Origin of the sequence: Pseudoalteromonas denitrificans DSM 6059, from assembly GCF_900112265.1 — a bacterium.
Lineage (GTDB): Bacteria > Pseudomonadota > Gammaproteobacteria > Enterobacterales > Alteromonadaceae > Pseudoalteromonas > Pseudoalteromonas denitrificans.
In genome coordinates this window covers 204,886-229,134 of sequence record NZ_FOLO01000003.1, presented here as the reverse complement: position 1 = coordinate 229,134, position 24,249 = coordinate 204,886, and the positions used below count along the sequence as shown (strand labels likewise).

The 24,249-nt window shown below is 33.1% G+C and carries 22 protein-coding genes; 11 read left to right on the top strand and 11 right to left on the bottom strand.

Annotated elements, in window-relative coordinates; all coding sequences use genetic code 11:
- The coding region (gene tnpA, locus BM088_RS03675; RefSeq protein ID WP_425439271.1) for an IS66 family insertion sequence element accessory protein TnpA at positions 1-209 on the bottom strand (209 nt) is incomplete at its 3' end.
- A gap of 171 nt (positions 210-380) precedes the next feature.
- On the opposite strand from tnpA, the gene BM088_RS03670 reads away from it, so the two are divergent.
- From BM088_RS03670 to BM088_RS03645, 6 genes are all read left to right on the top strand, one after another.
- Positions 381-1,409: a GAF domain-containing sensor histidine kinase gene (locus BM088_RS03670; protein WP_091980042.1), complete on the top strand. Its 1,029-nt coding sequence runs from the start codon at positions 381-383 to the stop codon at positions 1,407-1,409.
- An 85-nt stretch (positions 1,410-1,494) separates the two neighbouring features.
- Positions 1,495-1,959: a YehS family protein gene (locus BM088_RS03665; protein WP_091980040.1), complete on the top strand. Its 465-nt coding sequence runs from the start codon at positions 1,495-1,497 to the stop codon at positions 1,957-1,959.
- Between the two features lie 635 nt (positions 1,960-2,594).
- Complete coding sequence (locus BM088_RS03660) at positions 2,595-5,312, top strand: M43 family zinc metalloprotease (RefSeq protein WP_245763746.1); 2,718 nt, start codon at positions 2,595-2,597, stop codon at positions 5,310-5,312.
- A gap of 193 nt (positions 5,313-5,505) precedes the next feature.
- On the top strand, positions 5,506-7,569 hold the full coding sequence (locus BM088_RS03655; RefSeq protein WP_091980038.1) for a sensor histidine kinase: 2,064 nt from the start codon (positions 5,506-5,508) through the stop codon (positions 7,567-7,569).
- A 49-nt stretch (positions 7,570-7,618) separates the two neighbouring features.
- Positions 7,619-7,945, top strand: a complete 327-nt coding sequence (locus BM088_RS03650) for a hypothetical protein (protein ID WP_091980036.1) — start codon at positions 7,619-7,621, stop codon at positions 7,943-7,945.
- 181 nt (positions 7,946-8,126) lie between these two features.
- Positions 8,127-8,570, top strand: a complete 444-nt coding sequence (locus BM088_RS03645; protein ID WP_091980034.1) for a hypothetical protein — start codon at positions 8,127-8,129, stop codon at positions 8,568-8,570.
- 22 nt (positions 8,571-8,592) lie between these two features.
- Here the strand turns inward: BM088_RS03645 and BM088_RS03640 are convergent, their stop codons facing one another.
- Genes BM088_RS03640 through BM088_RS03630 form a run of 3 tightly spaced genes read right to left on the bottom strand, consistent with a single transcriptional unit; the run spans position 8,593 to position 12,412 of the window.
- The gene (locus BM088_RS03640; protein WP_091980032.1) at positions 8,593-9,858 is read right to left on the bottom strand and encodes a cytochrome c-type biogenesis protein CcmH; all 1,266 of its coding nucleotides are present in this window, start codon (positions 9,856-9,858) and stop codon (positions 8,593-8,595) included.
- Positions 9,859-10,425, bottom strand: a complete 567-nt coding sequence (locus BM088_RS03635; RefSeq protein WP_091980030.1) for a DsbE family thiol:disulfide interchange protein — start codon at positions 10,423-10,425, stop codon at positions 9,859-9,861.
- Positions 10,418-12,412 carry a heme lyase CcmF/NrfE family subunit gene (locus BM088_RS03630; RefSeq protein ID WP_091980028.1) on the bottom strand — a complete coding sequence of 665 codons (1,995 nt, stop codon included), beginning with the start codon at positions 12,410-12,412 and terminating at the stop codon, positions 10,418-10,420. The genes BM088_RS03635 and BM088_RS03630 overlap by 8 nt, the downstream gene beginning before the upstream one ends.
- 215 nt (positions 12,413-12,627) lie before the next feature.
- Here BM088_RS03630 and BM088_RS03625 point away from each other — a divergent pair, with 215 nt between their 5' ends.
- Positions 12,628-13,290: a TorF family putative porin gene (locus BM088_RS03625; protein WP_091980026.1), complete on the top strand. Its 663-nt coding sequence runs from the start codon at positions 12,628-12,630 to the stop codon at positions 13,288-13,290.
- A 218-nt stretch (positions 13,291-13,508) separates the two neighbouring features.
- Here the strand turns inward: BM088_RS03625 and BM088_RS03620 are convergent, their stop codons facing one another.
- A complete protein-coding gene (locus tag BM088_RS03620) occupies positions 13,509-13,748 on the bottom strand; it encodes a hypothetical protein (RefSeq protein ID WP_091980024.1) in 240 nt (79 codons plus the stop codon).
- An 11-nt stretch (positions 13,749-13,759) separates the two neighbouring features.
- Positions 13,760-15,586 (bottom strand): nitric oxide reductase activation protein NorD, encoded by a 1,827-nt coding sequence (locus BM088_RS03615; protein WP_091980022.1) that lies wholly within the window; start codon positions 15,584-15,586, stop codon positions 13,760-13,762.
- A gap of 416 nt (positions 15,587-16,002) precedes the next feature.
- On the opposite strand from BM088_RS03615, the gene BM088_RS03610 reads away from it, so the two are divergent.
- From BM088_RS03610 to BM088_RS03595, 4 genes are read left to right on the top strand one after another with little or no spacing between them, the layout of a single operon-like run.
- On the top strand, positions 16,003-17,376 hold the full coding sequence (locus tag BM088_RS03610; RefSeq protein ID WP_091980020.1) for a BamA/TamA family outer membrane protein: 1,374 nt from the start codon (positions 16,003-16,005) through the stop codon (positions 17,374-17,376).
- On the top strand, positions 17,376-18,137 hold the full coding sequence (locus tag BM088_RS03605) for a hypothetical protein (RefSeq protein ID WP_091980018.1): 762 nt from the start codon (positions 17,376-17,378) through the stop codon (positions 18,135-18,137). The genes BM088_RS03610 and BM088_RS03605 overlap by 1 nt, the downstream gene beginning before the upstream one ends.
- 31 nt (positions 18,138-18,168) lie before the next feature.
- Positions 18,169-19,257, top strand: a complete 1,089-nt coding sequence (locus tag BM088_RS03600; RefSeq protein ID WP_177207942.1) for a sensor histidine kinase — start codon at positions 18,169-18,171, stop codon at positions 19,255-19,257.
- 39 nt (positions 19,258-19,296) lie between these two features.
- A complete protein-coding gene (locus BM088_RS03595) occupies positions 19,297-20,655 on the top strand; it encodes a sigma-54-dependent transcriptional regulator (protein WP_091980013.1) in 1,359 nt (452 codons plus the stop codon).
- A 68-nt stretch (positions 20,656-20,723) separates the two neighbouring features.
- Here the strand turns inward: BM088_RS03595 and BM088_RS03590 are convergent, their stop codons facing one another.
- From BM088_RS03590 to BM088_RS03570, 5 genes are all read right to left on the bottom strand, one after another.
- Positions 20,724-22,157 carry a cbb3-type cytochrome c oxidase subunit I gene (locus tag BM088_RS03590; RefSeq protein ID WP_091980011.1) on the bottom strand — a complete coding sequence of 478 codons (1,434 nt, stop codon included), beginning with the start codon at positions 22,155-22,157 and terminating at the stop codon, positions 20,724-20,726.
- 4 nt (positions 22,158-22,161) lie between these two features.
- Positions 22,162-22,521: a c-type cytochrome gene (locus tag BM088_RS03585; protein WP_281247136.1), complete on the bottom strand. Its 360-nt coding sequence runs from the start codon at positions 22,519-22,521 to the stop codon at positions 22,162-22,164.
- A 331-nt stretch (positions 22,522-22,852) separates the two neighbouring features.
- Entirely contained in the window at positions 22,853-23,209 is a 357-nt protein-coding gene (locus BM088_RS03580; RefSeq protein WP_091980007.1) for a hypothetical protein, read from the bottom strand.
- Between the two features lie 150 nt (positions 23,210-23,359).
- Positions 23,360-23,626: a cytochrome C oxidase subunit IV family protein gene (locus BM088_RS03575; protein WP_091980005.1), complete on the bottom strand. Its 267-nt coding sequence runs from the start codon at positions 23,624-23,626 to the stop codon at positions 23,360-23,362.
- 10 nt (positions 23,627-23,636) lie between these two features.
- Entirely contained in the window at positions 23,637-24,248 is a 612-nt protein-coding gene (locus tag BM088_RS03570; protein WP_245763745.1) for a cytochrome c oxidase subunit 3 family protein, read from the bottom strand.
- Position 24,249 lies beyond the last annotated feature (1 nt).

Below are 24,249 nucleotides of genomic sequence, written 5' to 3'. Positions count from 1 at the left end.
GCAGAGGTTTTCATATCACTTTGAACTTGAACAAAACCATTTTGTTCAGAGGTGCCGGGCTGCGCATCTCTTTGTTTTAATGTCGCTTTACGTGAACTAAAGGTTTTTGGATTTATTTTATTTTGTTCGCAGTATTTAACAATTGTCAGGCCACTGGCCAACTGCGCTTCAATAATGGTTTGCCAATCTTCGAGTGTTCGCCTGGCCATAATGCTCTCCCAAGTTTAAATTGGGTTATAGGCTAACGATTAGTTTAGGTTTATTGTAGGTGCGGGTACGCCGACCTTCACGGTGAAACACGTATTGAGGTTTTTGCAAAAAACAACCTAGACTCTAATCCTTATACAATTGGAGACTCTGAAGTTTTTGAGGGTTCCGGTTTGTATTGTGAACATGTGATCAAAAATCAAAAACCATTAGAAGTTGTGAATGCTTTAACAGACCCTAATTGGTGCAACAACCCTGATATTGCTTTAGATATGATTTATTATTATGGCGTGCCTTTAAATACGGATGATAATGAATCTTTTGGTACTTTATGTGTATTAGATAAAAAAGAAAGAACAATTGAACCTAAATTTATTGCCTTAATTAATGAGATTAAAAAAGGCCTTGAAGCACAATTATTATTCTTTAAAAAGCAACAAAAGCAAGCTGATGAAAGAGCACTATCAAGTATAGACTCTCTTGTATGGGGAATGGCGCATCATCTCAATACACCTATTGGGTTGGGGATCACATGTTTAAGTGTTATCCAAGATAATATAGCGTCAGTTAATAAATCTTTACTTAATAAAACGCTTACAATGAATACATTAAGTAATCAGTTATCTCATATGACAGCAAGCGTTGAACTTGCTCAAAAGAATCTAAAAATAACAGCTGATTTAGTTGATGAATATCGTGAGATTTCAATTCAACAAAATAAAGATGAGCCTCTTTTATTAAACTTAAAAAGCTTTTTTGAAAATATAACAAAAACGAGATCATCTCAATTATCTCAATTATCTCAATTATCTCAAGAAAATATCAGTGTTAAAATAAGATGTGATGCAAACCTCAAATTTAATACATGCCCAAATTTAATCTTCCAAGTCGTTAATCATTTAATACAAAATAGTATTCTATATGCGTTCATCAATAGCACAACGGATAAAAACATTGAAATAACAATATCTCATCATGAAAATACAATTCATATTAAATATAGTGATAATGGGTGTGGCATTGCACCTGAACTAACAGATAAAATATTTGATCCTTTTTTTACGACAGATATGAAGTTAGGTCATGGGCTGGGTTTAAGTGTTGTAAAAAAAATAATCACTATGCAACTTGCTGGTGATATCAGTTTAGGGCAATCATCAACAGGCGTGTGTTTTGATATTGTTTTACCAATTAAACATTAACCTAACGTGTTTGAACTAAACCTGTTAGAATCGCGCCATTATTTTTACTATCACATAATACCTTATAGTTTAATGGAATATATTCATGACCAATAACGATTTATTATATAAAATTCATACAATCTTTGATCATTCTACAGATGACATGATTAAAATTTTCAAACTTGCTGAAAAAACAGTCACTTCTGAGCAGGTTGGATCTTGGGTATTAAAAGTTGATGATGAAGGGTGTGTAACGTGTGATGATGAAAATCTTGAGTCTTTTTTGAATGGGTATATTGTGCATAAACGCGGCCCGAGTGACAAAGGTTTACCTGGACTTTCGAAAAAACTAAATAACAATATTATCTTAAATAAACTGAAAATAGCGTTAAACTTGAAAGCTGAAGACTTAATAAAACATTTTCAATTAGCCGGTTTAACATTAAGTAAACATGAAATTAGTGCTTTTTTCAGAAAACCAGGTAATAAACACTATAAAGCGTGTACTGACCAAACCTTAGAATGTTTTATGAAAGGTGTAACACTCAATAATACGACTGAAGGTTAAGGAATTTTACATTTGTTTGAGTTACCTGTGCAGCAGAGTGACTCGAAACGCCTTTTAGACTTACACATTAACAGCCTATTATTAGTGTCTCTATTTGATTAACTTAATAAATTTTTGCAGATAATTCATGTGATTATTTTTAAGCTTTATAACAATACCTGAGTCTAAATTCTTTAACCTCCTTTTGAATATCCAACATTATTTCTCTACATAATTTAACATTCAATAAAAGTAACTTACATCGCTTTGAACGGCTAACCTAGAGCTCCCATTATAAATATTCACATTTTAGTGTTATTTATTGCTTTTAATTATTTTGACATCGAAGAGTTTCATTAGCGTCGGACTTGTTATTAACCGAAATTGTGTTTCAAGTTTATGCGCATAATGAGATACGTATTTACCTACTTTTAAATTTATTTTTTCTATGACTCTTTCTCTTTCGTATTTTGCAACATATCAATAAATGTAAATATTTTGTTGATATTATATTGAATATTGTATACATTTCATTTTGTACCTCTTAAAACTATTATATTAGCTTTATCAAACTCGCGTGCTATAGAGGTTAAGCTACTGATATTTGGTACATAAATATTTATTAAAACAAAAATATAAAATATGAGGAGATAACAGTGACACATAAAAATAATTCAGTGAAGTTAATGACGTTATTACTAACACTATCAAGTGCAACGGCACTCGCTGGTTCAAGTTTAAAAAACGCTAAAATAGACAATGCACAGTTTAATTTAAATCAAGTGGCAAAACAGAGCGTAGGAAATGTATGTGGTACAGATACTAATTCACAAAATTGGAATCAAATTCAAAAGCGCAATAAATTTGATTTAAAAGATAAATTTAGCCAAGCAAGTATTAGATTAAATACGTTATCAAAAAAAGAAACGAATACACAAGTTGTAACAGGTAATGGTGTAGCTGGACGTTATTATATACCCGTAGTCGTACATGTTTATGGGGATGAATTTAATTGTACTGATGAAACTGCGATGTGTTTAACTGAAGCTAAAATTATAGATGGACTCAATCGTACGAATGAAGATTTTTTAGGGACAAATACGTTAGATGGCCCAATTTCTGATACTTTTAGCGCCATTCGCGAGAATTTAAATATTGAATTCGTATTAGCTAAAAAAGACCCTTCTGGCAATGTCACAAATGGTATTGTTCGTCATAATGCACAATCAGGGTATGGTGATGGCGCTAAATTTGATAATCAAATTGCAGCTGATGCCTGGGACAATTTTAAGTACATGAATGTTTATATTCAGCAAGACTTGTATAGTGATGGTAAGACTAATAACTCTGGTGTTGCTTGGTACCCGCAATTGAGTATGTCAGAAGCGGGGTTATCTCGCGTTGTATATAACGGTAAATATTTAGGTAAAAACGCAAGTGAAAACTTTCGGAGTGTATTAACCCATGAATTTGGTCATTGGTTAAACTTACCTCATACATTTGATGGTGATGTTTGCTCAATCCATCAAGCCGCTTTTTGTGCGGCAACAGGTGATAATAACTGTGATACACCGCAAATGAGTAGCAGTATTTTACAAGATAATGCTCCAAACTGTTTAGGTCAGGCTACAAATACAGAAAACTTCATGCATTATTCTGATAATTACGCTATGTATACTCAAGGCCAAGTACAAAGAATGACCGCTGCACTTCATGGGGCTGCGCGTGCAACTTTATGGTCAAATAATAATTTAATATCAACAGGTTTAGGTGATTTAACGAGTACCAGTAACCATTACTGGGATGGCTCTGGTTTAGATATTGCGCCGACAGGTGATGTTATCAGTGAGCAAACAAATTTATCAGGCAATAAGGGAAATATTGATAATCATCAAGTGACAATACCTAAAGGTACTCAAGCAGTTGCATTTTATTTAGATGGTTATACACAAGATCCTGATTTATATGTGTCAAAAGGTACAGCGCCTTCTAAAAACGGTGATACATGGGTTTCAGATTTTATTTCTTTTAAATCTGCGGGGGTACCAGAGCTTGTGACTATTTCAGCACCATCATCAAACGTTAATTATCATAGTGCAATTGATGCATTCACTGATTATAGCAATGCAAGACTGCAAGTATTAGCTGTTGATGATGAAACTTTGTGCCAAGGTTGTGAACGTATTTTTTTAGCTGAAGAAAATAATTTAAAAGCGAACAAAGGAGATGCAGATAAGTCATATCAGTTTGATATACCAATGGATGCCACAAGAGTTGTTGCTGTTTTAGCTGGTGGTTATCAGGGTGATCCTGATATGTATGTAAGTATGAATTCAATACCAGATACCAATACATTTGATTGCGGCCCTTTTAGTGCGCCTAGATTAAGTGAATTTTGTGAATTAACAACTGGAGGCGGTACTTTAAATGTAATGATCAAACCATTTTTAGATTACAGTGATGTTACTTTTAGAGTGTATTATGAACGTGCAGGTGACTCAGGCTTACCTTTAGCCGAAGCAAATGGTGATTATTCTGGCACTTTAGATAATGCGATTCAATTTAGTAGTGCGGGATCTGCTGATACTGATGGCAATATTGTCAGTTATATATGGGATTTTGGTGATGGGAATACCAGCAACCAAATTAACCCTGTGTATGCATATTCATCTATTGGATCATATATTGCCACTTTAACAGTAAAAGATAATGAAAATAACATAGGAACTGATACCGCAAAGGTAGTTATAAAAGTAGAAAATAAGGCACCGACTGCAATTATAAATGGTCCATATTTGGGAAGTTCTGGTCAAGTAATTAATATGACGAGTGTCGGTTCTAATGACTCAGACGGTACACTCGTAAGTTACCTTTGGAATTTTGGAGACGGACAAACAAGTATAAATCCAAACCCTGAGCATATTTATACTGCTGCAGGAGAGTATATTGTAACTTTGCGTGTGACAGATAATGATGGATTAACAAGTTTAAGCACAACGAATGCGAGTGTCTCTGGTCCTGCAACTCGTTTAGACAATGCATGCTTAACGCAAAATGCAGTTACCGGCGGTCGTTTAGAAAATGGTGTTGCAACATGCCTTGGAAATTCAAGTGTTATGTGGTTTAGTATTCCTGATGTGAAAATCCATCAAACAATTTCAATTACAACAGGCCATGGTCAAGGTACATTAGATTTATTGTATAAAAATGGTGGATGGCCAAGTGCGAATAATAAGGATGCATCGGCATCAGGTTCAACTGCAACTTGTATCAACTTAACGGCAGGCAACCAATATTGGTCATATATTAAAGTATCTGGCGGTGCGACAAATAGTACAATTATTGTTGATTTTGATAAATCAGAGTGTCGTTAATTAATTTTATTACCTGAAATCAAAGGATTAATACTATAAGTATTAATCCTTTTTTGGTATATATGATAAAACTTTTTAAGTTAAGTAAGCCTACACATTTGCTCCATATTTGAACGTTAAACTTGATTTTATATTACAAGGTTGATTTATTTTAATCTGGGTATGAGGCTAAAGATAATTTTGAAGGTGATTTTTGAGTTTACAATTTGCACGTAATTTATTAACGGTATTTATCGCAATATTTTTAATCCACAAAAATGTAAATGCACAAAATATCATTGATGAAAAGTTACTTGATGGCTTTGTATTAGCGCCATATGTCAGTTTTGTATATTCAGAAGCTGATTCACCTAAAGATTTATTACAACAAAAACCTAAATTTAAGCCTTTAGCAGCTAAAAACTTTACAAGCACAACAAAAAGAGTCTGGTATAAGATAGAGTTTGAAATCAGTAAAAAATACACACAACCACTCTTTATCCAAACACAGTTTCCCAATGCCCCTTATCTAAAGGCTTTTCATTCCACACACTCAAGTAGCCACCCAAATAAATGGAATTTAGTATTTGATGATGAGAAAACTTTTAATAAACGTGGTTATTCCCACCCATTACAAACTTTTAAATTTACACCAAAAAATTCAAAAAAAATAATAATGCTTGTTGCCTATGAAAATATGATAAATGTACCATTAAACTTTAAGCTCTATAATGAAAATAATTTACAGCAAGCCTCTGTTAAACATGTAATTTCAAACAGTATTTTTATAATTTTATGCCTCGTTATAAGCTTGTTTAGTTTAATTTACATATTATTAAAACCAGAAATTAAAGTAATTGCGTTCACCTTATTCTCAACGCTTATTGCTTTATATTTATCAGAAACGTCAGGTTTTAATTATCAATACGTTTGGCCTGAGATTCCAAAAATAAATACATTTATGCCCCCCATTCTAATTAATCTCTTATATGTCAGCTACTTATACTTTACAATGCATATCTTTGACTTAAAGAGAAAATCAACGTTTTTATATCGTGCGTATTATGCTCTGATAGTATTTACCACTATCTTATTTGGTACTTGTTTAATAACAGATTCAATTCAAATAGCCGTTTCGATTGCGATTCTCACAGCCCCGTTACCACTTTTTACAGCAATTTGGGCTGTTAAAAATAAATTATGGGCTTCAAAATTTTTTTTATTCGGGTGTATATGCAATGTATTACTCAACAATATTATTGCAGGATTATTTGCACTTAATATATTCTACTCTCCAAATATCAATGTTTTATTTTTTACTAAAATTGGCTTTATAGTCGAAATTTTTGCTTTTACTGCCGCTTTACTCAGTTATGCATGGTCAGTACAGCAAAAGCTATTAAATATAGAGCGTATCAATATTGAAAATGAGAAATCACTTCATTTAATTGAAGTTGAAAATAGGGAACTTGTTGCACAAAAAGCATTAGAACAACAAAAACAAGCTCACCTACAACATAATGCTGATTTAATGCAGGAAATGCTTGATAGTAAAAATAAATTCCTTGTCGATGTATCTCACGAATTAAGAACCCCCCTTACTATTTTAAAATTACAAGTCGAATTATTGCAAAATGGATTGGAAGAAGACTTAAAATCCAGTTATCAAAAATTAGCGCTTAAAGTCTTCGATATGGAGACGTTTATTTCAAATTTGTATCAACTAGGGCAATTAGACATTAATGCGGTAAATTTAAGTTATTCACACATTGATATCGCAATGGTGCTTAATCTTTGGAGCAAAGAATTTTCCGACTCAGCTAAAGAGCGTAATTTAGTTTGGTCTTTTGAAAATTATCTACCCGAGCAATTGGTTTTGTCGCTTGATATCTCAAAATTAAAGTCAGTATTAGACCATCTTGTAAATAACGCCTTGAGATACACTCACAGTCCAGGCCAGATAAAGCTAACAGCCAAAATAGATAACAAAAATTTGATTATAGCGCTTGAAGACTCAAGCCCTGGTATAAACGGATCAGAATATGATTTAATTTTTGAGAGGCTTTATCGAGTTGAAACATCTAGAAATAGAAAAACAGGGGGAGCAGGACTTGGATTAGCAATTTGTAAAGGTTTAATGGCAGCACAAAAGGGCGAGATCAGTGCGGTATCTTCAGATTTGGGCGGGGTAAAAATGGTAATAACCCTTACTTCACACATAAACCAAACGTTAAAAAATGATTTATTAGATACAAATAATAGTTTACTCCATATTTAATTCATAATTTAAAAATACAATGAGTCATATACTTGACATGGAAATTGCTATGAACTGTGTACCTAATGATGAACAAAATTTAAAGAACCTGATTGAGCGTCAAAATTCACATTCATCAGTTCCAAGAACATATTTAGATCTTCCCTATAAAAACTATGAAAGACGAGAACAACAAGTTGAAAAAAGAGTCTACTACGATAAGCTATCTTTAGCGCAAAAAGTAACAATCAGTGAGCTAGGGCGTTTTGGGTATTTGTTGCGATTTGTCAGAGGAAAATATTCAAACTGTATCGCAATTTTATCTTGCGGGGAAAAAATCGCAACTGTCAATCGTTGTGGTGAAACAGATATAACACCTGATGTTAAAATAAGATAATAGTTACTTATATGTCCATACTTCCTACACATTTTGACATTAATATATGTTTTTTATAAAAAATGTGAATTGAAATAAATTGGAAAATCTACCTTGCATAAAAACAAGATTATTTAGCACCATTGAAATTAAATTATTTTTGCATCAGAACAAATCATATAAAATGACTTGGTATAGCAAGATGACTGGTGCGACAACAAGTTTTTTGTCTGAAAATAAGCAAAATTATAACGTTAGTCGACAATGGTCATTTAATAAAAACTTACCGAATTTAGACTCAAAATTTAGTCATAATGAAACTGCATTGATGCACTTTTTACAAAATGTTGATGTCATTAAAGTACATGATGAAGTTATTAACCGTGCTAAAAAGTTTTGCTCTGATTTTTTTCTAGAGCAAGAAAAAATCTCGGATTTTAAAACCGATAGTTTTCATAATAAGCTACAAAGTGGGCTAGGTATTGAGGTCAATATTTATGATCATAATAATAAAGACTTGATAATTGCAAAAGGGCACTTATTGCAATTATTTGATGATCAAGTTCAGGTTCAAATAAGTCAGAATCATTTTCCTGCTGATAATCTAATACAAGCGTTTCCTGTTAAGCAAGTGGCTTTAATTTAAGTCATAACTTATCACTTTAAAATCATTCAACTTGTTTTTCTATTATTAACTCAATAGTTTGAACGTGTGAAATGGGTATATTATTTTTTTGCACTTTAAAATCTCCGGCTTTTATACCGGCATTGCCTGATTGTGATAAAACAGCGTATACATTTACAGAATCGATTGAAGCTAAACTATCGATATCTAACATGATATTTTCATTATTAAATATAATTGTTTGAGGCAGCTCAGTTGATTTTATTTTCACAACACTAAGCGGCATACGCGCGCCATTTCTTGTAACAGCGTAAACAAAGATGTTTTTATTTTCACTTAAAGTTGCAGACACTTTATCACTCAAAGAAACATTTAGGGTTAAGTTAAATTCAATTTTTTGTTGCATTGTAATGTGTGTTTTAGTTTCATCAGTGCCTTGTTGGATTCTTATTTTAGCTTCATTTATAGCTTGAGTTAAAGCTGTGATATCAATATTATTTCGTTTACTATTTTTGACCATTTCCCAACGTTTGACGGCTAAGCTATATTTTTTATTTGAAAAATGATGCATACCTAAAAGCAAATTGGCTGTAGGATCATTTTTGTCTAATGAGAGAGATTTTTTTAACAACTGCATTATCATAGGTGTCATTATTTGATTGTTTCTATCATATAGCGCTTGGGCTCTTTTTGCTGTGATATTTGCTGGCATTAACTTTTGCGCTTGTACTTGTTCATAAGCTCCTATCTTTTGGTACAAAATCCCACTAAAAATAATAATAAAACCAAGTAATCCCATAGGTAAAAAGACACTTTTATTTTTGTTAACTGGGTATTTTAATATTGTTTTAAGGTGATTATTTTGCTGTTCAATTACTGTATTTTTTTGCGTTAGAACATATTGCTGAACAGGTTTTTTTTTAATGATAAAAACTACAAAACATAATCCCATTAAAATTAAGCCAATAGGGGTAAACCATAATACATAGGTATTTTTTGTTATTCTGGGTTTATATAAAACAAAGTCACCATACCTAGCAAGCATAAAGTCTATAATTTGTTGATCTGATTTACCTTGTTGTAATTGGTTGTAAACAGTTAAACGAAGATCTGTGGCAATAGGGGAGTTTGAGTCAGATAAGTTTTGGTTTTGACATTTTGGGCAACGAAGCGCTTGTGATAAATTTTTAAATCTGCGTTTTGTCAGTTCATCATTAAATTGAAAAGTGTCTATTGGAGTTGCTTGAGTTGTATGTATCGAACAGTAAGATAATAAGAGTAAGAGGCACAATTTTATTATTTGATTCATTTAATCCTCCAGAGCAATCATTTGTTGTTCATTTTTTATTTTATTTACTAAATTTAAAAATTCTTTTTGCCATGTGATTTCATCAATTGGACCTGCGTAGCGTTTTCGAATTGTGCCACTTTGATCTATTAAAAATGTTTCTGGTGCACCGTATACACCTAAATCTAATCCTAAGCTTCCTTGCTTATCATAAATTGTTTTGATAAATGGGTTTTTATACTGGGAGAGCCAGTTTATTGCTGCTTGTTTATCATCTTTATAGTTCAAGCCATATAAAAAATAACTTGGGTTTTGGGCTAGTTTCATCAAATAAGGCTGTTCATATTTACAGTTACTGCACCAAGTAGCCCATACATTTAGCAGTATAATTTTTCCTTTTAGATCTGATTTATTTATAAAACTATCTTGCTGTGTACTTGATAATAAATCAGGTAAATTAAATTCAGGAAAAGGTTTATTAATTAAAGCAGATGGTAATACCTTTGGATTGATTGATAAGCTTTTATATAAAAAGCTAAATAAGGCTATGACCAAAAATAAGGGTAAAAAGCGTATTAATTTATTCATTTGTTATCTCCTTATTTTGAGGACTTATTAATACGCTATTGTGAGTAGTCAAACTCTTATAACAAGACAAAGATTTTTGACGATAATAACGTTTATCTAATACAGAAAATAAAGCGCCTAGTGCCATAAATATTCCGCCCAGCCAAATCCAGCGAACAAAAGGTTTATAACTAATGCGAATTGCCCAAGGCTGCTCTTTTGGGTTTAAAGACTCTAAAGGCTCTCCAAGCGCAACATAAATATCACGAAATAACCCTGCATCAATACCCGCTTCTGTCATGCCCATTCCTCGGGTATTGTAACTGCGTCGCTGTGGATGAAGTGAGGCGATTAATTGGTTGTTTTTATATACATTTATCAAACCTTGTTCGGCAACATAATTTGCTCCTTCAATCATTTTTATACCTTTAAATTCAATTTGATAGCCAGATATATCGACGCGTTCATTTAAGGCTATCCGAACATTAATTTCATTTTCATAGGTGGATACTAAGGTGATACCAATGATACAAAAGGCAATGCCAATATGCGCACTAAACATACCGTATAAACTTAAAGGTCGTTTTTTTTCTGCATGTAAGGCTTTAATATTTGTTAACAATATCCAAAATGCTAATGACATAGACAAAGAAACAATAAAGTTAAATTTCCCTGTATATAAAATAGGAAATAAAAAACCTAAAATTAAACTGATTAACAGAATAAGCTTGATCGTATTTTTTAATGCTTTGAGTTTCGTTTTTTTCCATCGAAGAAGAGGACCAAACCCCATAAATACACATAATAAAGCCATGATAGGTACAAATACAGTGTTGAAATAAGGCGGGCCTACGGATATTTTACCCATGCCTAATGCATCTATTAGTAAGGGATAGAGAGTCCCGAGTAACACAGTTGCTGCTGCTATGATTAAGATAATATTTGCGATTAACAGCGTTGTTTCTCGAGAAAATAATGCATACTCACGAACATTTTGAATATTACTGGCTTTAAATGCAAAAAGTAGTAATGAACCTGAAACAGCAATGGCCAGTAAAATCAAAATAAATGCGCCACGTGTTGGATCTGATGCAAATGAATGAACGGAAGTTAGCACCCCTGAGCGTACTAAAAAAGTGCCTAATAAACTCAAACTAAATGTAATAATGGCTAGCAATATTGTCCAATTTATAAAAATCCCCCTTTTTTCTGTAACAGCCAAAGAGTGTAATAAGGCTGTACCAACAAGCCAAGGCATAAAAGATGCGTTTTCAACAGGATCCCAAAACCACCAGCCTCCCCAACCAAGTTCATAATAGGCCCACCAACTGCCCAGTGTGATGCCTAAAGTTAAAAATCCCCAAGCGGAAATAGTCCAAGGTCTAGACCATTTAGCCCAGGTAGAGTCCATTTTTCCACTGATCAAAGCAGATATTGCAAATGCAAATACAACCGAAAACCCTACATAACCCAGATACAGCAAAGGTGGATGGAATATTAGACCCACATCTTGCAATAAAGGGTTTAAGTCCCGTCCTTCAAGTGGGAAGTTAGGTAGTAAACGTTCGAATGGGTTTGAAGTTAATAAAGTGAAAGCAATAAAGCCAACAGCTATCATACCCATAACAGATAGTACTTGCGCAATAAATTGACGGTCAATTTTTTTACTAAATCGAGCAACAAGGGCAGCCCAACAAGTAAGTGAGAATACCCAAAAGAGTAAAGAGCCTTCATGTCCGCCCCAAACGGCACTTATTTTAAAATAATAGGGTAATTGAGTGTTTGAGTGACTGGCGATATATTTAACTGAAAAGTCATCTAAGACAAAACAATAAGCCAAAATAGTAATGCTAATTAAAGTAAAAATGAACATAAAATAAGTTAAAGGCCAAGCGTAACGCATTACTGTATTGTTTTTTAGATAAATGCCAAACAGCGGAAGTGTACTTAAACACATTGCAAATGCTAATGCGATGATCAGTGCTAAGTGTCCAAATTCAGGAATCATTTTAGAAAACCAATAACCTTAAAATTTCTGCTGTTATGGTATATCAGACATATTTTGAGAAATACGACCTAAATCAAGCTTAAGAAAATAAAATATAAATACTAAAGAGATAAATTTAGAAATTGGTCTAAAGTTAACTATTGTGGTGTAACGAAATAAGCAGTGTTACCTAAGTTGTATGAATTACAATACTTTTCAAATAAGAAGGGAAGATAATGAAATATTATATATGCTTGGCTAGCTTTGTTTGCGCTTTATTTTCAGGGGTTTCGTTTAATGCATCTGCTGATGGAGGAGTGACTGCTAATGTTGGGGTTACAAATAATTATTTATGGCGCGGTATTACACAAAGCGATAAAAAACCTGCAGTATCAGGTGGTTTAGATTATAGCCATAACTCTGGATTTTATGCAGGTGTATGGGGCTCTAATGTAGACTTCGGATCTGGTTCCGATGCATCAACAGAGGTTGATTTATATGCAGGTTTTGCCAATAAGCTAGGTGATATTTCATATGATTTTGGCTATATATACTACGAATACCCCGATGGTGATAACGTCAACTTCTCTGAGGTAATGGCATCAATTTCGTGGAATTTTGTTTCAATTGGTATTTCTACTTTGGCTGATAGTGACTGGGATTCTGATTTTGGTGATGATACATATTATGAAATAAATTTCAGTTTTGAAGCTATAAAAGATGTAGAGTTAGGAATACATATAGGCGGCTATGAATATGATAAGGGAAGAGATTACCAAGATTATAATATCAGTTTAAGTAAAGGCGGATTTAGTTTTATGGTTAGCCATGTCAGTGAAGATGAAATAGAGGATGATTATACTGTGACAATTTCCTATACCCATGAAATAAATTTGTAAGCTTTACTTATTTGATAGACTCATTAGTTTATTAAATGAACTGCCTATCTGTTTTCTTCATTGTGTCACCTATAAAAATACTGAGATGAATGATATCACCTCTAACTAGGTGGCCAAAATGACTGTACCACTACATTTCTTTGAACAGGCAGTTTATATCCATCAAAATTTTGTTACGTGAATTTAAAAGCCTATTGAATTAACTGGCTACTTTAAACCTACCTTGGTAAATAAATCATCATAAGAATACAAAAAAGGGCTATAGGCCAAAAGGCATATCTGAATATGCGCCTTCTGTATGTACCGCTATGAGGATGACATTTAGGTAAGGGCATACCACAGTTTAAACATTTAGACTGGGTTGTTGTTTGATTTGGAGATATAGAATTTAAATCAGTTTGACCTTGGGCTAAGGTATTTTCAGTATCACAATAAAGGCAATGTATGGTTTCTATCATATAAAATACTCCTAGCTTGTTAACTGGTGATATAACTGAGGCAATTTGGTTGGCAATTGCGTAGGGTTTAAAATAACGGTAAAACCATCACTGCCAAATAAATAAGGTAAATATTCATCAGCTTGCTGATCTATTGTTATACAAAATGGTCTTAACCCTAAACGTTTTGCCTCTAATATGGCCTGATGCGTATCTTCAATGCCAAAGCGACCTTCATAATGATCGATATCATTGGGTTTACCATCGGTTAAAATCAGTAATAATTTTTGTGTGTTTTTCTGTATAGATAATACCTTAGTTGCTTGGCGAATAGCTGCACCCATGCGAGTATAAAACCCGGGTTGTAAAGCTTGAATACGACCTCGAACATCATCAGTATATTTTTCAGAAAAATTTTTCAGCATAGTAAATCTGACATGATGCCTTTTGACCGATGAGAATCCGTACATTGCAAAATCATCACCTACAGCCTCAAGCGCTTCACCAAATAGCAACATGCTACTTTGAATAACATCAATTACGCGATTAGTATTGTCTATATGTGCATCGGTTGACATAGATATATCTGCTAATAGTAAGCAAGATAAATCTCTATGGTTACTTTTAAAACTTCTATATAAACCTTTTTCTGGGGCAGGGCCTTGCTTTGATTGAATATGAAAGTCTAGCCATGCTGATATATCGAGCTCTTCACCTTGAGGTTGTGCTTTATACCATTGTTTGACACTTTGTAATTGCTGAAACTGAGAACGTATTTTTTTAGCCGTAGCAGATAATGTAATAGGCAACTTTTGAGCAAAACTATTCTTTGGTAACATAGGTTGTAATAAGCAACGGTCGGCTTTTAAACGTTGAGATTTATAATCCCATTCAGGGAGTTTTATACCAGGTCCAAGAGGAATATCATCTTCAGCTGCACAAGGTAGGTCTAAATCAACTTTTAATTTAGCGCTTTTTTGGTCTTGTTGCTGCGATAAGGTGATTTTATCAAGGTCTTCAGCCACTCTTTGTGCGTCATCATCTTCAGTATCATCCTCAGCGCGATTCATTTTTGAAAATTCACTCCATGAAAATAAATTTTCTAACCTGAAAATCATCATGCCATCACGTGTTTGAGGGTCTTGTATACGCTCAGTTTTTTTTCGTGCAGCATCACTCTGTTGTTTATTTTCTACAGACTCTTTTTCATCGTGATTTTTATTATTATCTACAGGAGGCGCCATTTGCACTTTAGCACTTGGATAAAGCCATAAATAGATGGCCTGAGGTGCATAATTAGTCATAGGGAACTCACTCACGGAACCTGGTTTTTTAAGTGCCTGAATAACCGCTTTTTCGAGTGGTTGATGCTCTTTTGGCAAGGTACTGATTGATGGTCTAAGTAATAGCAAAGCATCTAGCATGGCAAAATAACGTTTATTTAAACTTGGGTAGGCCTGTAAAATATTTTGTACTCTTTCCTGATTGTCTTTAGCCCAGTGTTGAAAGTTTTCCTCAGAATGTGCTGCCAATGCAGCAAGCCATAAATAAAGATCTTTATTTAAAGATTTTGTTGGAAAAACGGCAATAGACTCTGGCAGCCTCAAGCTCGTTTTATCTTGCCAAGCCAAACTAAGTTGATGGTGTGACCCTGATACTTTTTGTAAAAATGAGCGCCGTACTAAATAGTCGCGAGGTGCTGCAGCTTCTATGCGTTTTGCAGGAGATCCGCCAAGGGCCCTAAATATCATACCCGCAGACTTACTCACTTGCGAAAATGTTACTTTAGCATCATCAAAATCTGTACTGGCTTTTTTAGTGATATATTTATGCCAAACACTACCAACCCATTCTTCCATAATTAATTCTCATTAAGCTTACAACGTAGAAATAATAACAATTACAAAGATAGATTTAGCTGATTTACCTCAATATAAAGGTGTTTTACATAGATTTGTTAAATCTAATTTTTATTGCATAACAAAACGAAAAATAAATTATTATAAATTTCATGATTTGCTAGCCAGTAACGGTTGACTGAGTTTAATTGCATGTTTATATTACGGAAAATTTTCCAGTTCATAAATGAGGTATTTATTTTACACGTGTTGTTTTTTCTCCACACAGAATTTTAGAGTATTTAAAATTAGTATAGTTAAATTAATTTATTCTCATTATAAAACAAGTAGTTATAAATTTACCGTTTTAAGTTTTCTTTTGGTATATCCTTTGCAATTCCATTAACTAACAATAATTTTAAATAGGAATTTATAATATGAAAATGCACAGCCTTGTTGCAAAAAAATTATTTTTTGTCTTTTGTTTGTTAATGTTAATGCCTGGTTCAGTTATGGGAAAGGTGATTGAAACAAAAAATGTATCTGAAGTAAGCACACCCACATTAGTTATCGATGATATTAGATGTAATGGTAATGAAACAACAGAATGTAGTTTTGTTACTAAAAAATATTATCAACAAATAGGGGATATTCTAGATACAGATGAAATTGCTGATGCAAAGTTACGCCTTGGCACTTTATTTCAATTTAAAAGTGTAGACATATATTTAGAAAAAGGAGGTCAACGGGGGCATGTTGTTGTTGTCTTTGATATAACAGAAGCCAGTAACATTCAATATGACCTAGGTGCAGGATATCAATATGCGGAACAAAATTCAGAAAAATCAAGAGAACAATACTGTTACTCTGACCTAGGCAGTGAAAGCAGTTCATGTTTTTTTGTGACTACTAATATTAAACAATCGGATTATCAAATCAATGCTAAAATTACAGATTTTAACTTCCTTGGTAATGGTAAAGAGTTATCCTTTATGTTTTTTGGCAAGCGTGGAAATTCAGAGGTTAAAGCAAGCCCAGCCGATTCATTCATGAACAATAGTTTTTATTTAAAAAACATAAGCGAACCATCAAAATCAGATAATGATAATTACGATTTCTCATTACATTACTATGATCCTCACTTATTTGATTCTTCGCGTTATTATTTAAGTGCAAATATTCGTGAATCCAAATACACACATAAACAAAAAAATAACAAATTATATTCTAACGGTATTTATGCCTTCTCAATATCTACACCAACAAAATATAAGCTCACAAATATTGATTTTTCATTAGGTCGTCGTTTTGCTAGTCATTCTTATATAAGCTTGGATGTAAGCAGGAAATCGAATCCATTTGGTTCTGCTCATAAAATTTATAGCATGAGTTATGGTTGGAATACTGAAGATGATGCGTTATTTCCTACTCAAGGTGAGATTTTTTCTAGCAGTATCACATCAACTGAAACACGTGAAGAAGGCAGTGTTTATTATAAATATAATTTTGATTTAGCTGAGAATAAAATATTCTCTTTAGGTAGTAGTGTCATATATACGCAATCTAAGCACTCATCTAATAATTACGGTTATGGTGGTGAATTATCTGCTCGATTTACACACATTAGTTCAATTGACAAAATAAATGGTCGTTATTCAGGTTGGTATATAGGCACAAAAATTGGAAATACAATTTGGCCTAATCATGATGCAAACTCTTTGATATTGAATGTAAATGCTGGTTATACACATCAAACTGATAACATGATTTATCGTTTTACGCTGGGTTATGATAAGCAGGAGTATAAATAGTGAAGATTTATCTTTTAAAACCTGTTTTGCTATTACTTCTCGTTTTAATTGTTTTTATGAGTCACACTTCATTTGCAATTACAGTTAAACAGTCCGTTAAGAATGAGCAACTGAATATAAAAATGACTGATATTAACTATCCAAAGTCTATATTAGACAAAGAATTAAATAGTGGTTTACCGAATAATATCAGTTTACATTTATCTGCTAGCGTTCAAGGGGAAAAGGTATTTATATTTACACTAAACCATCAAATTACTTATGATCTATGGGATGAAATATATATTATTAAAACCTCAACCAGTGAAAAAAGTTCACATTTAGAAGTTATTAAAACAGCTTCTGAATTAAGAGAGTTTATTAGCAATATTGGTATGCTTAGTTCTAATGCCTTAAAGCAATTAGAACCTAATGTCACCTATGAAATAAATGCTCAGATTTTAGTGAACCCAGTAAATTCAAAAAGAATAGAAAAAATCCAAAATTGGATCGCTACTAGTCAAGGATATACCTATAACTCAAATGAGAGTCAGCACAACCGAGCTCCACTTTCTAATGAATCTAGAGCCTTAAAAGTAGGAAAGATTGATAATATATCAAATAATTCATCAGAGAATTTAAATGCCGCTAGGCCTCGTTTTCAAAAGTTATTCGATCAAATTTTAGAGCAATATATGTCATCTGATGAAGTACCTGCATTGTGGCGTAGTAAAATTATTAAAAACGATATTAATATTCAGAATCTTTTAGATGAGAAATAAGCAAATAAATATCTATCTAATAGGTGCTATATTGACGTTAGCAGTAAGCCCTCTGTTAGCGTCATACTGGCTATTAGGTGAAGTTTTACATAGCGCAATAGCCTTGGTAGTTAAACCTGATACTCAGCAGTTATTGCGTAATTATCGTGATGATTTAAAAACTCTAAAAAGATTAGATCCTGATAATCAAAAAGAATATAAAGTGCGATTTTTGCAAGCTACTGATGAATTATTAATTTATGAAAAACCACAATTATTAAAGAAAATATTACAAGATACTTATCTTACATATTATTTAGTTTTATTCATTGCTGTATTACTTTTATCGTTATTAACAGCGATATGGCTGAGTCATAAAGTAGCGCGTTCATATAAAGTTCTTTCTGCAAGTGATGTCAAAAAGGCAGAAAAAATTCAAGAGCTAGTTTATTTTGATGAATGGCAGGCTATAGCAAGTAAGTTGGCGCACGAAATAAATAACCCACTCACACCAATAGAAATGATGGTCAGTAATTTATCTCGAACTTATGAAAATACAACCCCTAAAGTATTTGAAGAAAGTTTGAATGATACAAAAGATGTAGTCAGTGAAGAAATTTATAAACTTAAAAATATGGTCAGCCATTTTTCTCAGTTTTCTAAATTGCCAATGCCAGTATTCAAGTCCTGTGAAATTGCACAATATTGCACTACTTTTATTCGTCAACACCAAAATGCTTGGCCGAATGTTGTTTTTACTTTAGAAATTAAAGCTCAAGTAAGTAATGTATCAGTAGATATAGATCATTTATTATTTAACCAATGCTTGATTAATGTGATCACTAACGCAGTTCAGGCTAATCAAGAATCTGAACAATTAAATATATCGTTAATATTAAGTCTTGAAAATGAATCTGATATTACAATTGAAATATTTAATGATGGAATGCCAATTGATATTTCAAACACAGAAGTCATATTTAAAATGCATTACAGCAGCAAAAGCACAAAAGAAAACATGGGTTTAGGTTTAGCGATAGTGAGGAAAATAGTGTTAGATCATGGGGGGAATATTATTTGTCGATCTATACTAGAAGGTGCTGCATTTAAAATAAGTTTACCTATAAAAATAAATAAATAAATAAATAAATAAATAAATAAATAAATAAGATGATTTTAAATGAACAATAAAAATATAATCATAGTTGATGATGAAGTTAATATTTGTCGTAGTATGAAGGCTTGTTTGACTCCTGAAGGTTATACCGTTGTAAGTTTTACAGAGCCTAGTTCGGCGCTAAAAAGTATGCATGATGAGCTTTATGATGCCGCAATTATTGATATTAGATTAGGAAAACAAAGCGGTATTAAGTTATTTGAACAAATGTGCAATGATAAAATTAATATTCCGGTTATTTTTATTTCAGGAAATGCTTCATTAGATGAAGCTGTACAGTCTTTGAAGTTGGGTGCATATGATTTTTTAGAAAAGCCTTTTAGTGCAGATAAATTGATTAATACATTAAAAAACTGTATCGAGTTTTATCATTTAAGGTCACGAGTGAAAGTATTGGAAGGTTCACAACAGCATGATATGTTGTTTGGCGATCATAAATTGATGAAGATATTACGTAATGATATTTGTAAAGTTGCACAATCTGAAGCCGCAGTGTTAATTGCTGGAGAAAGTGGTACTGGTAAAGAGTTAATAGCACACAGCATTCACCAACAAAGCCATCGTTCTAAAAACCTTTTGGTAAAAGTTAATTGTTCGGCAATTCCAGAAAATTTAATTGATAGTGCTTTATTTGGTCATGTTAAAGGTGCTTTTACGGGGGCTGAACAACATAAAAAAGGTTTTTTTGAAATGGCAGATAAAAGTACGCTATTTCTTGATGAAATTGGAGACATGCCGATGTCTTCTCAAGCAAGTTTATTAAGGGTACTCGAAAGTAAAGAAATTCAAAAAGTAGGATCAGAAAAGGTTACTAAAGTTGATGTTAGAATTTTAGCTGCGAGTCACAAGGATTTAAAAGAGCAAATAAAATTAGGCTTATTTAGAGAGGATTTATATTACAGGATCAACGTTATTCCAATTGTTTCACCTGCATTACGTGATCGTCGAAGTGATATTCCATTATTAGTTAATTATTTTATTAATTTATTATGTAAACGTAATGGTGTTGCTCAGAAATCTATCGATACAAATTGTTACCCTATAATGTGTCAGTATGATTGGCCAGGGAATGTACGGGAATTACTTAATATTGTTGAAAGAATGCTTATCATGGGGGATCAAAAAATTACTTTGTCTGATTTACCAGATGAAATAACAAATAAAAAAAATAATGTATATATTGATGATGAAGTAAGTCTAAAAGAGTTTCGTATTATGATGGAGCGTGAATTACTTATAAAAAAACTGAAGTTTTTTAATGGAAATATCACTCAAGTAGCTAAGTCATTAGCAGTTGACCGCAGCTATTTACATAAAAAATTAAATCAGTATGAAATAAAAAGAAATCACAATTTTGATTAATAAAAAAGCCCCAAACAATGTTTAGGGCTTAAATGGTTGAAACTATATTTTAACGATTATGTCATGAGTTAAGTATCAGTTTGTAATCCACTTGTATCAGGCATACCGCTGGTAACTGCGACTTTTTTTCTGTCTACTAAGAAGTTAGCTAAATAAGTTAATAAACCTATCATAAATACCACACCTGCTGCTTCACGTAACCAGTAGAATATTGCAAGCTTATCTTGTGTTGCCATAAAGCCTAATGCTTCAGCTGATTCTGGCATACGTTGTAGCCAAACTTGTAAAATACCTGCACCTGTTAAGAATAAGGTGATAAATACCATGGCAATAGTCATTAACCAGAAACCCCACATTTCAACAACTTGTGCTTTAGGGCTTGATGACTCACCAATACCACGAAGCTTGGGCATAGCGTAAGAAATAATGGTAAGTACTATCATCACATAAGCACCATAGAACGCCATATGGCCGTGTGCCGCTGTAATTTGTGTACCATGAGTATAAAAGTTAACAGGAGCAAGTGTATGAAGGAAACCCCAAACACCCGCGCCTAAGAATGCCATAACCGCAGTGCCTAATGCCCATAATGTAGCAGCTTTATTGGGATGTTCACGACGACGACGATTAACCATATTAAATGCATATAATACCATAGCAAAGAAAGGTAACGGCTCAAGTGCAGAGAAGATAGAGCCAATCCATTGCCAGTACTCTGGTGTGCTTAGCCAGTAGAAGTGGTGACCAGTTCCTAAAATCCCTGTGATCAAAGCCATAGCAATAATAACATATAACCACTTTTCAATTACTTCACGGTCAACGCCTGTTACTTTAATGAGAATGAAAGCTAATATTGCGCCCATTATTAATTCCCACACACCTTCTACCCATAAATGAACAACAAACCACCAGAATAACTTATCAAGTGCGATGTTAGCTGGGTTATAAAAAGAGAATAAGAAAAACACAGCTAAACCAATTAAGCCAGTGATAAGCACAAGGTTGATAACTGTTTTCCGGCCTTTAAGTATCGTCATACCTAAATTAAATAAGAAGCCTAAACAAACAACAACAATGCCAATTTTAGTAATTGTAGGTTGTTCTAAAAACTCACGTCCCATAGTCGGCAGTATATCATTACCTGTCATATGAGCGAGGGTAGAGTAAGGTACTAACAAGTAACCTAAAATTGTTAAAGTCCCCGCTGCTGCAAATATCCAAAATAATGCAATTGCTAACTTAGGACTATAAAGTTCAGTTTCAGCTTCTTCAGGTACTAAGTAGTACGCAGCCCCCATAAATCCAAATAATAACCAAACGATCAGTAAATTAGTATGGACCATGCGTGCAACATTAAAAGGGATTGCATCACCTAAAAAGTCACCAACAACATATTGTAGTCCCATTACTAAACCAAATAGGATTTGGCCAGTAAAGAGCATTAATGCAAAAATAAAATATGGTTTTGCAACAGATTGAGATTGAAATTTTAATGTATTCACTTCATTAACCCTCAATGTTTGGTGGCCAGCTATTAACGTCCATTTCAGCAGTGAACTTCAGGAAGTCTGCTAGGTCATCAATTTCTTGGTCATTTAAGTTGAATTGTGGCATTTGGCGACGGCCAGGTATGCGAAGAGGTTGGGCTTTCATCCAGCCATTCATGAAGGCTTTAAATGTTTCATGATTGCCCGCGCCACGACGGTAAAATACATTACCAAGTTCAGGTGCAAAATATGCCCCTTCACCTATCAATGTATGACAACCAATACAGTTGTTGTCTTCCCATAAAGCCTTACCACGTTCCACCGATTCTGTAATATTTTCACGGTGATCCGTTTTTGGCATCTCTTTGGTTGTATGCATGGTTAATCCGAGAAACAATAGGAAGAAGAACATGCTTCCCCCGTAATAAATGTTTCGCGCCATGCTTTTTGTAAAGGTTTCGGACATTGTCTCATCCCCAATTATTAATAAAAAAGCTAACGGTTGTTGAACAAATAAATAGTAAGTCATGGGAGCAGGGGGTTATTTGACTTGCATCAAGTTTTCTAAACTGTGAGCAAATGTAACTTGATTTGTATCAATGTTTGTAACTATAAGATTTATAAAGGTTAATAACCTTATATAAAATAAGGTTTTATTGATTATTTATGGAGCGCAGGGCCTTGGAACTTATATTAATAAATACAATATGTTAGAAAAGAGGCAGTTTTTTAGCCATTGCACGAGATAAATTAAGCATGCCTAATAATACAAATACTGCGTGCACACATACAAAATAAAAAATCATGATCATTATGGCTGTATCAGGTTTTTCTGAAAAAACGAAAATATAAATGAGAGGCACAATCGCTAACAAAACACCATTTACAATGCATAACTGCATGGCGCGATATAGGTGAATTCGTGCTAAACCTGATTGAGATTTAAATTTAATAAAATAATTGAGTAACAATAAAAAAGACAGTCCAGGTAAAAGAAGTAAATTCGCCAAATAAAGTGATTGTGCTATCACAGACATTTTTTTTTGAGGATCTGTTGTATTTTTCATTTGGCTTTCCTTAGATTTTTTGATCTTTGACTGCTAGTCAGTCAATAAAAATAACAATAGTTCAGCCCTCGTGTTGTAATGAGTTCGTTGTTTGGTCGAACTGAAATCGTAATTTAGAGATAAATCCAGTTTAGTATTAAACCCAATAAATTAAACCCAATAAATTAAACCAATTATAATGGGTATTATTATTACATAACTTAATAATAGCGCACGCCAAAGTCTGGGGGCGCATTTAAGCTCCATAAATATATCAACAATTTGCTGACCTTTAATAATGATAGTTATTAATATAAGCCATATTTCAAGACCATTGTTAAGGAGTATGCCATCACTCATAAAGAAACCGATGAAAACAGATGTCAAAGTCAGGCTCATTAAAACAATCAAGCTAATAGTTGCATTCATTTTTGTCATTACAGGCCCTTTAGGCAATGATGTAAATTAAAGGAAACAAAATAATCCATACTAAATCGACCATATGCCAATAACATACGCCAGACTCAAAACCTGCTGTGTTATTTTTTTGATATTTAGCTTGAGATGATTTATTAGCAATAAACATTAAGATGATCATGCCTAATAAAACATGCATAAAATGGAAGAAAGTAATGAAAAAATACAACATAAAAAATGTATTAGTTGAAATGCCAAAACCAGCATCACTGAGCATATTGTATTCCCATAATTTAGTCACGACATAAATGGAGGCAATTAATAGTGCAATAATAATGTTATTTCTGGCTTTAAGATTAAGCCCATTTTTGATGGCATCCACACTCAAAACAATAAAATAACTGCTGCAGATCAAAGACAGTGTATTTATAATGCCAGCTATTGGATGAAGCTGGCTTTGCCCCTCAATAAACATAGTAGGATGAAGTTGTCGTGTTACTGCAAATGTAATAAATAGAATCGCAAATACCGTAAGCTCAGCCAGAATAAAAAACCACATGGCTAAATCGCCTGGTAGTTTTTTATTGATAGTATGTGTTTCCATAGGTCGCGGTTTATCAATTGTTTGCATAAAAGAATTCATA